This is a genomic window from Roseicella aerolata (genome assembly GCF_020523605.1).
GTDB lineage: Bacteria > Pseudomonadota > Alphaproteobacteria > Acetobacterales > Acetobacteraceae > Paracraurococcus > Paracraurococcus aerolatus.
This window is the reverse complement of record NZ_JAJAQI010000011.1, coordinates 16,962-29,585: the sequence shown is the minus strand read 5'-3', so window position 1 is coordinate 29,585 and position 12,624 is coordinate 16,962. Positions and strand designations below refer to the sequence as shown.

General features: G+C 72.9%; 12 protein-coding genes. 11 read left to right on the top strand and 1 reads right to left on the bottom strand.

Features of this window, described 5'->3' with window-relative positions:
* Nucleotides 1–18: 18 nt before the first annotated feature.
* Nucleotides 19–2,082, bottom strand: coding sequence for a 4Fe-4S dicluster domain-containing protein (locus LHA35_RS09145; protein ID WP_226607331.1), 2,064 nt, complete (start codon nt 2,080–2,082; stop codon nt 19–21).
* Nucleotides 2,083–2,326: 244 nt separating this feature from the next.
* Between LHA35_RS09145 and LHA35_RS09140 the strand changes: the two genes are divergently transcribed.
* The 11 genes from LHA35_RS09140 (at nt 2,327) to mobB (ending at nt 12,624) form a co-directional block, all read left to right on the top strand.
* Nucleotides 2,327–3,010, top strand: coding sequence for a biotin/lipoate--protein ligase family protein (locus LHA35_RS09140; protein ID WP_226607329.1), 684 nt, complete (start codon nt 2,327–2,329; stop codon nt 3,008–3,010).
* Nucleotides 3,007–3,564 (top strand): DUF6505 family protein, encoded by a 558-nt coding sequence (locus tag LHA35_RS09135; RefSeq protein WP_226607327.1) that lies wholly within the window; start codon nt 3,007–3,009, stop codon nt 3,562–3,564. The genes LHA35_RS09140 and LHA35_RS09135 overlap by 4 nt, the downstream gene beginning before the upstream one ends.
* Nucleotides 3,565–3,817: 253 nt before the next feature.
* On the top strand, nt 3,818–4,855 hold the full coding sequence (locus tag LHA35_RS09130) for a DUF6352 family protein (RefSeq protein WP_226607325.1): 1,038 nt from the start codon (nt 3,818–3,820) through the stop codon (nt 4,853–4,855).
* Nucleotides 4,852–5,382, top strand: a complete 531-nt coding sequence (locus LHA35_RS09125; RefSeq protein WP_226607323.1) for a DUF3305 domain-containing protein — start codon at nt 4,852–4,854, stop codon at nt 5,380–5,382. Before LHA35_RS09130 ends, LHA35_RS09125 begins: the two co-directional genes overlap by 4 nt.
* Nucleotides 5,379–6,086 carry a DUF3306 domain-containing protein gene (locus LHA35_RS09120; RefSeq protein ID WP_226607322.1) on the top strand — a complete coding sequence of 236 codons (708 nt, stop codon included), beginning with the start codon at nt 5,379–5,381 and terminating at the stop codon, nt 6,084–6,086. Before LHA35_RS09125 ends, LHA35_RS09120 begins: the two co-directional genes overlap by 4 nt.
* A gap of 453 nt (nt 6,087–6,539) precedes the next feature.
* Entirely contained in the window at nt 6,540–7,130 is a 591-nt protein-coding gene (locus tag LHA35_RS09115) for a TorD/DmsD family molecular chaperone (RefSeq protein WP_226607320.1), read from the top strand.
* A 13-nt stretch (nt 7,131–7,143) separates the two neighbouring features.
* The gene (locus tag LHA35_RS09110) at nt 7,144–7,386 is read left to right on the top strand and encodes a hypothetical protein (RefSeq protein WP_226607318.1); all 243 of its coding nucleotides are present in this window, start codon (nt 7,144–7,146) and stop codon (nt 7,384–7,386) included.
* A gap of 28 nt (nt 7,387–7,414) precedes the next feature.
* On the top strand, nt 7,415–10,351 hold the full coding sequence (locus tag LHA35_RS09105; protein ID WP_226607316.1) for a formate dehydrogenase subunit alpha: 2,937 nt from the start codon (nt 7,415–7,417) through the stop codon (nt 10,349–10,351).
* A gap of 2 nt (nt 10,352–10,353) precedes the next feature.
* The gene (fdh3B, locus tag LHA35_RS09100) at nt 10,354–10,950 is read left to right on the top strand and encodes a formate dehydrogenase FDH3 subunit beta (RefSeq protein ID WP_226607314.1); all 597 of its coding nucleotides are present in this window, start codon (nt 10,354–10,356) and stop codon (nt 10,948–10,950) included.
* Nucleotides 10,947–11,945, top strand: coding sequence for a formate dehydrogenase subunit gamma (locus tag LHA35_RS09095; RefSeq protein ID WP_226607311.1), 999 nt, complete (start codon nt 10,947–10,949; stop codon nt 11,943–11,945). The genes fdh3B and LHA35_RS09095 overlap by 4 nt, the downstream gene beginning before the upstream one ends.
* Nucleotides 11,946–12,111: 166 nt before the next feature.
* Nucleotides 12,112–12,624 carry a molybdopterin-guanine dinucleotide biosynthesis protein B gene (mobB, locus tag LHA35_RS09090; protein ID WP_226607309.1) on the top strand — a complete coding sequence of 171 codons (513 nt, stop codon included), beginning with the start codon at nt 12,112–12,114 and terminating at the stop codon, nt 12,622–12,624.

The following is a 12,624-nucleotide window of genomic DNA, read 5'->3' as shown; positions in this document are numbered from 1 at the left end:
TCCGTGGGCCGCCGGGCCTTAACTCTCCTCCTGCCGCTCCCGCAGCCAGTCCTCCGTCGTCCTGGTCACCGGTCGTGGCGGGCCGGCATAGGGATCGACGCCGCCCATCGTCGCCTCGATGGCGCGGCAATCCTCGCACATCTCCAGCACCGCCAGCCGCCGTGGGTCGGCGAACATCCAGTGGCCGGAGGCGGTCAGCTTCGCCTTCACCCGCGCGATGCTGCTCTGCGTCCCGAAGGGCTTGGCGCAGCGGGTGCAGAGCGCCGGCGGCTCCTCCTTCACCACCTGCGGCTGTGCGGCGGCCTCGGCGAAATTGAGCCGCGGCTCCAGCGTGATCACCTTCTCCGGGCAGGTCGCGGCGCAGAGGCCGCATTGCACGCAGGCATCCTCGAGGAAGCGCAGCTGCGGCGTCTCCGGGTTGGCGCTGAAGGCGCCGGTCGGGCAGACCATGGTGCAGGCGAGGCAGAGGGTGCAGCCCTCCGTCGCCACCCGCGCCAGGCCGAAGGGCGCCCTCTCCGGCATCGGCACCATCGGCGGCGCGGTGCTGCCCGCGGCGGCATGCAGCCCCTTCAGCGCCAGCCGCAGCACCTCCCGCGGGGTGCCGAGCGGCAGGAACTGCGCCGGCGCCCAGGCGGCGCGCAGCGCCATGGCCGGCGCCAGCGCCTCGCCCAGGGTGAAGGGGTCGTCGGTTTCGATCGCCGCGGCGCGGGGGAGGGCAGCCGCCAGCCCCAGCCCGTCCAGCGCCGCCCCCACATAGTCCAGGTTGCGGAACAGCCCCTCCGCCCCATGCCCGCGCCGCGCCGGCAGTAGCGCCCGCACGCCCGCGGCGCCCCAGGCGAAGGCGGCGGCGAGGCTGGTCAGGTCGAGCTGCGAGACCTCGTTGACGCGCAGCGGCAGCACCCGCGCCGGCAGCCCCTCCCCATGCCGCGCCAGGGCGTCGATCAGCGGCTCCCCGTGCTTGGCGTCGTGCAGCAGCACCACCGCGTCGCGCCCGCCCGCCTCGGCGAAGCCCAGCAGCAGGGCACGCAGCCGGGCGAGGGTCGTCGCGGGCGGCGGCAGGGCGTAGGTGGCGGCGCCGGTCGGGCAGACCGCGGCGCAGGCGCCGCAGCCGGCGCAGATCTCGGCCGAGATCACCACATGGTCCAGGGCGCGGCCCGTCGCCGCGTCCTGCCCCGGCGTGATGGCGCCGGTCGGGCAGAGCTCGAGGCAGCGGGTGCAGCCCGTCCGCTTGTTGCGGCTATGGGCGCAGAGCCCGGCCTCGAACTGCACGAAGCGCGGCTTGTCGAACTCCCCGACCAGCCCGGCCGCCTCGGAAAGCGCGCGCTCGACCGCGGCGGGGTCCGAGGGGTCGGCGCGCAGATAGCCCTGCCGCACCTCATGCGCCGGGAAGAGCGGCGTCCCGCCGGTCAGGTCCAGGATGATGTCGCAGCGGCTCCGCGCCCCGTCCTTCGCCGGGCCCCAGCGATACTCGGCGCGGGAGGCAGGGGAGGGCGCGGCGAAGCCGTCCACCACCACCTCGAAATTCCCCAGCCAGCCGGTCGCCGCCCTGGCCCGGCCGCGCAGCACCGGGAAGGCGGCGGCGCGGGCCGGCTGCACCGGCGCCTGGCCCGTCAGCAGCACGGTCAGGTCCAGCCGGTCCGCCAGCCGCTCGGCCGCCGCGATGGCCGCGGCGTCCTGGCCGAGGACCAGCGTCACCCCCTCGCTCTTCAGCGGCACCAGGGGCGTCGCGGGCAGCGGCACCGCGGCGGCGGCCAGCAGCGCGGCCATCTTCGGCCCGGCCGAGGCGCCCTCCTTCGCCCAGCCCGCCTGCTCCCGCACATTGACGAAGGCGAGCGGCGCGGTGGCGCCCGCCGCCTCGGCCTCCTGCGCGAAGAGCGGCGCTTCCTGGGTGCAGGCGACGGTCACCGGCCGCCCCTCGCCCAGCGCGGCCATGAAGCGGTCGAGCTGGGCGCGGCAGAGCTGCTCGGCGGTGCGCAGCTCGGCCCCTCGGGCCGCGCAGCCGCGGGCGAGGGCCTTGCCGTCCAGGACCATCGTGTCCTCGCAACTGCAGACGAAGGCGATCCGCTGGTCCTGCTGGGTCATTCGGGTCCCGGTCCTGGGCGAACCCGCCCGGGGTTCGCGCGTCGAAAAGAGGGCCCGCGCCGACCCCTCGAAGGCCGAGACCCTCGGCCGGGGGCTGCGCGCGGTGCCAGGTGCTCCTGCCCCCCGCGCGGAACAGGCGCGGAGGCATCTTCCTGTTGCCGCCGCCTGGGCGCGGCGGGGTGGCGCGCATATATGCCCCCGGCCCGCCGCTTGCGAGGGAGATGCGCCCATCCCGCCCCAGGACATGCCAGACCTGCCCACCGTCTTCGCCCCCGTCCCGCTGCGGGAGGGTGGCGACGCCATGGCGCGCGCCATCGCCCTGGCGCCGGGGCGGGGCGCGGGCACGCTCGCCTGGGTCCGCTCCGCGGCCCGGGCCGAGGCGGCGGTGGTGCTGGAGCCGGAGATGCCGCTGGCCGCGGCGCGGCTGGCCTTCCTCGCCGCCGCCAACGCGCTGGCGGATGCCGTCGGCGCCTTCGGCCCGCCCGAGATTCCGGTGGAATTCGCCTGGCCCGGCCGGCTGCTGGTGAACGGCGCCGGCTGCGGGACGGTGCGCCTGGCCGCCCCGCCCGGCGCGGCGGAGGACGCCATGCCCGACTGGCTGGTGGTGGGGGTGGAGGTGCGGCTGACGCTCAGCCTGCCGCTGGAACCGGGCGAGGTGCCGGACCTGACCGGCCTGCTGGAGGAGGGGTGGGAGGCCCTGTCGGCCACCGAACTCACCGCCGCCTGGGCGCGGCACCTGATGGCCGGGCTGGATGAGTGGCAGGCACGCGGGCCGAAGCGCCTCTCGGAACGCTACCTGGCGCGGCTGTGGGACGAGCGGGACCTGCCCGGCCTGCGGCGCGGCATCGATCCCGCGACCGGCGACCTGGTGCTGGAGCGCGACGCCGCGCGCGAGCGCCGCACGCTTGCGGAGGCGCTGCGCGCATGACGAGGCTGCCCCGCACCCTCCGCCTCGACCCCTCCGACCAGGTGGTCTTCACCCGCGCCGCGGAGCCGGGCGAATGGGCCGTGCCCGGCGGCTTCGCCTTCTGGGACGAGGACCCGGCCGGGATGACCGGCAAGCGGAAGCAGGAATTCCGCGCCGGCTTCCTCGGCCTTGCCTCCTTCGGTTGGTCCACCCTGGTCGAGGTCGCCGAGGCGACGGCGGCCGAGCGGGAGGCAGCCGTCGCCGCGCTCGCCGCCCATATCCGCGCCGCCTATGGCGCGCCGGACGAGGCGGCGGCGCGCGCCGCGGCGGAGGAGGAGATCATCTTCGCCGCCTCGCTCTGCGACCATCCGCCCGGGACGGTGCTGGCGCTGACCCGCAGCCTGGAGGAAGGGCCGAGGGGCCAGGAGGTGCGCGAGCGCTTCCGCACCCTGCACCGCCGCGCCGCCCCGCACCGCGATTTCGGCTCCCTGCCGGTCTTCGCCGTGGTGGAGGTGGAGGGCGAGGAGCCGGTGGACCGCCCCGACCTCACCGCGCTCGGCCGGGAGGGGGGCTGATGCGGCACCGCCCGTCCGGGCCTCTTCTGCCGGCGCGGCCGGCCGCGGTCCCGGGCGGCACCGCGCGCAGGGCCTGCCGCCGCGCCGGCGCCCCTGCCTGGCGGCCCGGCGAAGGTCGCGGCGGGCTGCCGGCGAGGGTGCTTGGCAGGGGCCGCCGGAACCCGGCCGATGGTGCCGCGGGGCGGCCCGCCCTGATCGCCCGGCAAGGCCGGTGCGCGGCCCCGGCAATTCCTCAGCCCTTTCGTGGGATTCCATGACCACCGCCATTGCTCCCGGCGAGTTCTGGCTCGCCTCCGGCCACCTCTTCTGCGATCGCGACGCGGCGGGCCGGCTGGTGCCGACGCCCGATCTCTGGCGCGCCTTCCTCGCCCGGCCGGAACTGGTGCCGCCGGAGGAGGCCTGCGATGCCGAGCTCGCCCTGCATACCGGCCTGCTCGCCGACCCGCTGCGCCCCATCCCGCCCGGGCAGATCGCCGCGCTGGCGGATGCCGATGCGCGGGAGAACTGGCAGGTCTTCCTCGGCTTCCGGGACCGGGTGCAGGCGCAGCCGACGCTGGAGGCCGCCTGGCTCAGCCTGTTCCGCGGCAATGTGGCGGGCATCCCGCCGCTGTTCCTGCAGATGCTGACGCATCTGGTCGCCCGCGCCGCGCTGGAGGGGGAGGGGGATGCCTTCACCCTGCGCGCCGCCGAGCTGTTCTTCCGCCCGCAGCGCGCCGCCATCCACCAGGGCGCGACCCTGCTGGCGGATGAGGAATATCTCGACGCCCGGGCCGGCGACGGCGATCTCGGCACGATCGGTCGGTTGCTGACCGAGGCCGGGGCGAAGCCGCGGGAGGTGGAGCTGGAGGTGCTCTCCGAGGCGCTCGCCCCCGGCTACCACGCGCGGTCGGACGCGCATGACCTCGCCCTCGACATCGCCGAGGACCGGCCGGGCCAGCACGGCCTGGCCCGGGCGCTGGAACGCTTCATCCGCCATGTGATCGGGGAGCAGGTCCGCATCCGTCCCGTCCCGGTGATCGAGGACCGGAACTGGACCTGGCATGTCGGGCTGGACGCGGAGGCCACGGCCATCGCCAATGATCTCTGGCACGGCAAATCCGTGAAGCAGGCGCGGCTCGCGCGCATTCTCTGGCTGGGTGTCCTGGAGTTCGCCGACATGTCCCGGGTGCTGCCGCGGGCGGCGGGCAAGCCCGTCTATCTCGCCCTGGCGATGGATGCGGCGCAGCGCGTCCGCATGAAGCCGCAGAACCTGGTCGGGCTGCCGCTGAAGGCACCGGAGGCGGGCGCATGAGCAGCCGGCTGGAAGTCCCGGGCACCATCCGCATCCCCGTCGGGGTGCTGGCCGAGCGCCGGCCCGGCGTGACCCCCTGGGCCGAATGGTCCTGGCGCGCGGTGGAGGTGCTGGAGGCGGCGCCGCCCGTCCCGCCCTGGACCGTGCTGCGGGAGGAGGCGGGCCGCACCCTCTTCTTCGCCGGCACGGCGGAGGTGGCGCTGCACCCGACCGACACCTCCAACTACCGCGACAACCTGACCGCTGCCTCCCCGCGGGTCTGGGTGGTGCTGCGGCCGGTCGAGGCCGCGCCCGGCTACGCCCTCCACCTCGTCACCCTCGATCCGGGCGAGGCCGAGACCTATGCCGATTCCGGCGAGGACCTGCTGGAATCCCTGCCCCTGCCCGCCGGCCTGCGCGCCGTGACCGAGGCTTTCGTCGCCGAGCACCATGTCGAGCGCGGCTTCCACAAGCGCCGGCGCGACCGGGCCGATCCGGAGGCGCTGGCGCGCCGCGGCCGGCGGGCGGAGGAGGAGGGCGCCGGATGAGCGAAGGCGAAGGCTTCCTCGCCCGCTGGTCGCGCCGCAAGCGGGCGGCCGCGGCCGGCGTCCCGCCGGCCGCCACGCCCGCCGTGGCGGAGCCGCCCGGCGCTGCTTCGACCGAGGCGGCGGGACCACCCGGGGCTGCGCCGGCCATGCCGGCCGAGGCGGCGCCTCCGCCCCTTGAGAGCCCGGCGCCCGCCGAGGCCGCGGCGGAGTTCGACCCCGCCAGCCTGCCGCCGGTCGAGAGCCTGACCGCGGAGAGCGACATCTCGGCCTTCCTGCGGCCCCAGGTGCCGGCGGCGCTGCGCCATGCGGCGCTGCGGCGGGCCTGGACGCTCGACCCCGCCATCCGCGACTTCATCGGCCCGGCCGACTATGCCTGGGACTACAACGCCCCGGATGGCGTGCCGGGCTTCGGGCTGGAACTCGGCGGCGATGTGAAGCGGCTGCTGGCCCAGGCGATCGGCCTGGCGGAGGAGCCGGAGGAGAGCCCGGCGCCGGAGGATGCGCCGGCCGCCGAACCGGCCACCCTGGCGGAGGCTCCGGCGCTGCCGGAACTGGAGCCTGAAGCGGAAGCTGAGGCGGAACCGGAGGCGGAGCCCGAGGGGCCCGCCCTGTCTGCCGGGACACCGGGGGAGGAGCCGGCTGCCGCGGCCCCGCCGGCCTTGCCCCTGCCCCTCCGCCGGCATGGTGGCGCCATACCGGTCTGATAACGCCCGCATGGCAGGCGGGCCCGTGCCCTGCCCCAGGCGGCGGCGCCCGGCGCCGCGCCACCCGGCGCGGGATGTCCGGCCCTTCCCCCGCGTGCAGGCATGGGATCGGTCCGCCGGCGCCGGACCCGCCCTCGTGGAACCGGGCCGTGCAGGCGCGGGGTGGCGCAGGACTCCGGCGGTCCGGAGCGGCATGACGACGCGGCACCCCCGTGGCAACCGGCCGGCCGTCCGGGATGCGCACCGGCGCGGCATCCCCTGATGTTTGATATTCGCAACATTCTGTTGGGCGAGATGTCGTTGCGATGGGCGCGCTGGCATGCGACAGCGCGCGGGCCGGCCGGTCGGGGTTTCTCGCAGTTGCGAAACGGCCCCCTGGACAAGCCCGAGCGGCATTGTCAGTTATCGCCGCAGGGCAGCCTGTATCGTTTGGGGTTTGTGACGCGTAAGACGATGACGGCCGGGGACACGCAACGCGATCTGGTGGATGTGGAGCGCGCGCAGCTTTTCGCCCTGATCGGGCGGCTGCTGGGCGGCACGCCGGATTCGGACCTGTTGCGGCGACTGGCCGCGCTGGCGGGCAATGCCACCCCCATCGGCCAGGCGATCCGCGGCGTGGCGGAGGCCGCCGGGGCGGCCGAGCCCGCGGCGCTGGAGCGCGAGTATTTCGACCTCTTCATCGGCGTCGGGCGGGGCGAGCTGCTGCCCTATGCCTCCTACTACCTCACCGGCTTCCTGCATGAGCGGCCGCTGGCCGAGCTGCGCGGCGACCTCGCCCGGCTCGGCGTCGCGCGCAGCGAGGGTGTCTCGGAGCCGGAGGACCACATCGCCTTCCTCTGCGAGACGCTGGCCGGCCTGATCGCCGGACGCTTCGGCGACCCCGCGGAGGCCGGGCCCTTCTTCCAGCGCCACATGCGGCCCTGGGCGGCGCGCTTCTTCGCCGACCTGGAGGGGGCGCAGGCGGCGCGCTTCTACCGATCCGTCGGCACCCTTGGGCGCGTGGCGGTCGAGATCGAACAGGCGGCCGCCGAGCTGCCGAGATGACCGGGGACGAGTGATGAGCGGGACGAAGGACGGGCCGAAGGGCCAGGACATGCCGGCGCGGCGCGGGCTGCTGCGCGCGCTCGGGATCGGCACCGCCGCGGCGGCGGCGGGCGCCGGCACCGCCGCGGCCCAGCGCGCGGATGCCGTGCCGGCGCGGGACGCCCGCAAGGAGACCGCGGCCCAGCGCCTGGCCGCGCGCTACCGCGCGACCGACCACGTCAAGGCCTTCTACCGCACCAACGCCTACGAGCACTGAGCTCCAAGGACAACAGGAACAAGCCGGGATGCTGATCAAGCGCTCAGACGGGCAGGCGGCGCGGCAGCGCCTTGCCTCAACCTATCAGGGTCTTTCCTCGGGCGGGCTCGACCGCCGGTCCTTCCTGCGCCAGGCCGGCATCGGCGGCGCGGGCCTCGCCGCGCTCGGCACGCTGGGCGCCAGCCGTGCCGAGGCCTCGGGGGCCGCGACCGGCGTGCTGGACCACGCGCGGCCGGTCGCGCGCGTCAAGAATGTCTGCACCCATTGCTCGGTCGGCTGCAGCGTGATCGCCGAGGTGCAGGACGGCGTCTGGGTCGGCCAGGAGCCGGCCTGGGAGAGCCCGATCAACCGCGGCACGCATTGCGCCAAGGGCGCGAGCGTGCGGGAACTGGTGCATGGCGACCGCCGCCTGAAATACCCGATGAAGCTGGTGGGCGGGCAGTGGCGGCGGATCACCTGGGACACCGCGCTCGATGAGATCGCGGCGAAGCTGACCGAGATCCGCGGCCGCACCGGGCCCGACAGCGTCTTCTGGCTGGGCAGCGCCAAGTTCACCAACGAGGCCGCCTATCTCTACCGCAAGCTGGCCGCCTTCTGGGGCACCAACACGGTGGACCACCAGGCGCGCATCTGCCACAGCACCACGGTCGCGGGCGTGGCGAATACCTGGGGCTACGGCGCCCAGACCAACAGCTACAACGACATCCGCAACGCCCGGACCATGATCATCATGGGCGGCAACCCGGCGGAGGCGCATCCGGTCTCGCTCCAGCACGTGCTGTCGGGCAAGGAGATCAACCGGGCGAACCTGATCGTCATCGACCCGCGCTTCACCCGCACCGCGGCGCACGCCACCGAATATGTCCGGCTGCGTCCGGGAACCGACATTCCGCTGATCTGGGGCATGCTCTGGCACATCTTCCAGAACGGCTGGGAGGACAAGGAGTTCATTCGCCAGCGCGTCTACGGCATGGAGGAGATCCGCGCCGAGGTCGCGAAGTGGACGCCCGAGGAGGTCGAGCGTGTCACCGGCGTGCCGGGCGAGCAGCTGAAGCGCGTGGCGCAGATGTTCGCCACGCAGAAGCCCGCGACCCTGATCTGGTGCATGGGCGCGACGCAGAAGACCGTCGGCACCGCCAATGTCCGCGCCTACTCGATCCTGCTGCTGGCGACCGGCAATGTCGGCAGCACAGGGACGGGCGCCAATATTTTCCGCGGCCACTGCAACGTGCAGGGCGCGACCGATCTCGGCCTCGATGTCACCACCACGCCGGGCTATTACGGACTGGACGAGAATGCCTGGCGCCACTGGGCCCGCGTCTGGGGCGTGGAGTACGACTGGCTGCTCTCCCGCTTCGGCTCCAAGCAGCTGATGGAGACGCCCGGCATCCCGACCACGCGCTGGTTCGACGCCGTGCTGATGCCGGGCGAGCGCGAGAAGACCGACCGCGACGGCCAGGCCTATGTCGCGCAGCCGCACAGCCTGAAGGCCATGATGGTCTTCGGCCATGGCGGCAACACCGTCACCCGCATGCCGGAGATGGTGAAGGGTCTCGAGAAGCTCGAGCTGCTGGTCGTCGCCGACCCGCACCCGACCACCTTCAGCCAGATCTCGAACCGCCGGGACGGCACCTACCTGCTGCCGATCTGCACCAGCTTCGAGATGGATGGCAGCCGCACCGTCTCTAACCGCTCCCTCCAATGGGGCGCCAAGGTGGTGGAGCCGATCTTCGAGAGCCGCAACGACTATGACGTGCTGCATGCGCTGACGAAGCGCCTCGGCTTTGCGGACCGGATGTTCGCGGGCATCGAGGTGAAGGACGGGAAGGTCGTCGCCGAGAGCATCTTGCGGGAGATGAACCGCGGCCTCTGGTCGATCGGCTATACCGGCCAGTCGCCGGAGCGCCTCAAGCTGCACATGCAGCACCAGGACAAGTTCGACCTGGTGACGCTGCGCGCACGGGACGACGCCCCGGCCGAGATCCGCGGCGACTATTACGGCCTGCCCTGGCCCTGCTGGGGCACGCCGGAGCAGCGCCATCCCGGCACGCACATCCTCTACAACACCAACCTGCATGTGAAGGATGGCGGCGGCACCTTCCGCGCCCGATTCGGCGTGGAGCGCAACGGCCAGACCCTGCTGGCCGAGGGTTCCTACAGCAAGGGCTCGGAGATCCAGGACGGCTATCCGGAATTCACGGTGGCGGTGCTCAAGCGCCTCGGCTGGTTCGAGGAGCTGACCGCGGCCGAGAAGGCGAGCCTGGAGAAGCATTTCGGCGCCAATATCGACCGGGCGAGCTGGGCCACCGACCTCTCGGGCGGGATCATCCGCGTGGCCATGGAGCATGGCTGCGTGCCCTACGGCAATGCCAAGGCCCGCGCCGTCGCCTGGAACCTGCCCGACCCGGTGCCGGTGCACCGTGAGCCGATCTACACCGCGCGGCCGGACCTGATCGCCAAATACCCGACGCTGCCGGACCGCCGCGGCTTCCGCATGCCGCATCTCGGGCAGAGCGTGCAGGTGCGCAGCAACACGGTGGCGAAGGACTTCCCGATCATCCTCACCAGCGGGCGGCTCGTGGAATACGAGGGCGGCGGCGAGGAGACGCGGTCCAACAAGTGGCTGGCCGAGCTGCAGCAGGACATGTTCGTCGAGATCAACCCGGCCGATGCGGCGGAGCGAAAGATCCGCGACGGCGCCTGGGTCTGGGTGACGGGGCCGGAGAGCGGCGCGAAGACCCGCGTGAAGGCGCTGGTGACGGAGCGCGTGGCGAAGGGTGTCGCCTTCATGCCCTTCCATTTCGGCGGCTGGTTCCAGGGCGAGGACCGGCGGAAACACTACCCCGCCGGCACCGATCCCATCGTGCTGGGCGAGAGCGTGAACACCGTGACCACCTATGGCTATGACCCCGTGACCTTCATGCAAGAGACGAAGGTCACCCTCTGCCAGATCCGGAGCGCTTGATCATGGCGCGGATGAAGTTCCTGTGTGACAGCGACCGCTGCATCGAGTGCAACGCCTGCGTCACCGCCTGCAAGAACGAGCACGAGGTGCCCTGGGGCATCAACCGCCGGCGCGTCGTCACCATCAATGACGGCAAGCCGGGGGAGCGCTCGATCTCCATGGCCTGCATGCATTGCACGGACGCGCCCTGCGCGGCCGTCTGCCCCGTCTCCTGCTTCTACACGACCGCGGATGCGATCGTGCTGCACGACAAGGACCTCTGCATCGGCTGCGGCTACTGCTTCTACGCCTGCCCCTTCGGCGCGCCGCAATACCCGAAGGTCGGGAATTTCGGCGGCCGCGGGAAGATGGACAAGTGCACCTACTGCGCCGGCGGCCCGCAGCAGGACAATTCGGCGGTCGAGTACGTCCAGTACGGCGCCAACCGCATCGCGGAAGGCAAGCTGCCGCTCTGCGCCGAGATGTGCTCGACCAAGGCGCTGCTCGCCGGTGACGGCGACATCATCGCCGGCATCTACAAGGAACGCGTGCAGCGCCGCGGCTACGGCTCCGGCGCCTGGGGCTGGCGCACCGCCTATAAGCAGGACCTGACGGTATGATCCGCCATCTTCCCGCGGCGCTGCTGGCGCTGACGCTCTCGGCCGGCGCCGTCCAGGCGCAGGCCCCCACCCCGTCCCCCGGCCGCGGCACCGTCTCGGCCGAGGAGATGGAGATGCAGCGCATGCTGCAGGGCGGCCGGATCGAGGGCCGCGTCTCCATCCCCGATGCCCGTGCGGCCAGCCTGATCCAGCCGCAGGGGCGGGAGTGGCGGGAATTCCACAACCGCACCCTCGCCTGGGTCGGCGGCGTCGCCGTGCTCGGCATCCTCGGCCTGCTGCTGGCCTTCTTCGGGGTGAAGGGCCGCATTCCCATCCCGGGCGGCGCCTCCGGCCGGACCATGACCCGCTTCTCCCTGCTGGAGCGGGCGAATCACTGGATGGTGGCCACCTGCTTCATCATCCTGGGCCTGACCGGCCTCAACCTGACCTTCGGCCGGCACCTGCTGCTGCCGCTGCTGGGGCCGGAAGCCTTCACCGCGGCGAGCCTCTGGGGCAAGGTCGCGCACAACTACCTCGCCTTCCCCTTCACCCTCGGCATCACCGTCATGCTGCTGCTCTGGGCAAAGGACAACCTGCCGGAGCGGCGCGACATCGACTGGCTGAAGCTCGGCGGCGGCTTCTTCGGCAAGGGCCATCCGGTCGCCGGGCGGTTCAATGCCGGGCAGAAGATGGTCTTCTGGATCACGGTGCTGGGCGGCGGCCTGGTCGCGGCCTCCGGCTATGTGCTGATCTTCCCCTTCACCGTCACCGATATCGCCGGCATGCAGCTGGCCCATATGGTGCACGGGATCATCGCCGTGCTGATGATCGCGGCCATGCTGGCGCATATCTATATCGGCTCGGTCGGGATGGAGGGGGCCTTCGATGCCATGGGCTCCGGCCAGGTGGACTACAACTGGGCCAAGGAGCATCACGGTCTCTGGGTCGAGGAAGAGGTCGAGAAGGCCCGCCAGACCGTCCTGCCGCCCGGCGCCCGCGCCGCGGGCGGCGACTGATCCAGGCCCTCCCCCGCCCCGGCGGGGGAGGAATGCGGCAGGGGGCTGTCACCGGGCCCCCGCCTTGCCCCCGGCAGGCGTCTCCGCTGCCAGCCGGGGAGAGAAGGCCGGGCCACCCCGCCGCCTTTCCTTCGCGCCGCGGCGCTCTTCCCTATAATGGGTCACCATGAAGCTCATCGGCCTCGCCGGCTGGAGCGGGGCCGGCAAGACCACGCTCCTCATCCGGCTGATCCCCTGCCTCGCCCGCCGGGGCATCGGCGTCTCCACCCTCAAGCACGCGCATCATCGCTTCGATGTCGATACGCCCGGCAAGGATTCCTGGGAGCACCGGCAGGCAGGCGCGCAACAGGTGCTGGTCAGCTCCGCCCATCGCTGGGCGCTGATGACGGAACTGCGCGGCGGGCCGGAGCCCGACCTGCGCTTCCTTCTCTCGCGCCTCTCGCCCGTGGATCTCGTGATCGTCGAGGGCTTCAAGCGCGACACCCATCCGAAGATCGAGGTCCACCGGGCGGAAAACGGCAAGCCCTGGCTGCACCCGGAGGACCCGCATATCGCCGGCATTGCCGCCGATATACGGCCGCCCGCCACCGATCTGCCCTGGGCCCCCCTGGACGATGCGGAGGGCATCGCCGATCTGGTGGAGCGGTTCGCCGTGGATGCCGCGGCCTGGATGGGATGA

Excerpts from the sequence above, each read along its gene's own strand:
- LHA35_RS09145 (WP_226607331.1), bottom strand. The coding sequence starts at position 2,082 with ATGACCCAGCAGGACCAGCGGATCGCCTTCGTCTGCAGTTGCGAGGAC.
- LHA35_RS09140 (WP_226607329.1), top strand. The coding sequence starts at position 2,327 with ATGCCAGACCTGCCCACCGTCTTCGCCCCCGTCCCGCTGCGGGAGGGT.
- LHA35_RS09135 (WP_226607327.1), top strand. The coding sequence starts at position 3,007 with ATGACGAGGCTGCCCCGCACCCTCCGCCTCGACCCCTCCGACCAGGTG.
- LHA35_RS09130 (WP_226607325.1), top strand. The coding sequence starts at position 3,818 with ATGACCACCGCCATTGCTCCCGGCGAGTTCTGGCTCGCCTCCGGCCAC.
- LHA35_RS09125 (WP_226607323.1), top strand. The coding sequence starts at position 4,852 with ATGAGCAGCCGGCTGGAAGTCCCGGGCACCATCCGCATCCCCGTCGGG.
- LHA35_RS09120 (WP_226607322.1), top strand. The coding sequence starts at position 5,379 with ATGAGCGAAGGCGAAGGCTTCCTCGCCCGCTGGTCGCGCCGCAAGCGG.
- LHA35_RS09115 (WP_226607320.1), top strand. The coding sequence starts at position 6,540 with ATGACGGCCGGGGACACGCAACGCGATCTGGTGGATGTGGAGCGCGCG.
- LHA35_RS09110 (WP_226607318.1), top strand. The coding sequence starts at position 7,144 with ATGAGCGGGACGAAGGACGGGCCGAAGGGCCAGGACATGCCGGCGCGG.
- LHA35_RS09105 (WP_226607316.1), top strand. The coding sequence starts at position 7,415 with ATGCTGATCAAGCGCTCAGACGGGCAGGCGGCGCGGCAGCGCCTTGCC.
- fdh3B (WP_226607314.1), top strand. The coding sequence starts at position 10,354 with ATGGCGCGGATGAAGTTCCTGTGTGACAGCGACCGCTGCATCGAGTGC.
- LHA35_RS09095 (WP_226607311.1), top strand. The coding sequence starts at position 10,947 with ATGATCCGCCATCTTCCCGCGGCGCTGCTGGCGCTGACGCTCTCGGCC.
- mobB (WP_226607309.1), top strand. The coding sequence starts at position 12,112 with ATGAAGCTCATCGGCCTCGCCGGCTGGAGCGGGGCCGGCAAGACCACG.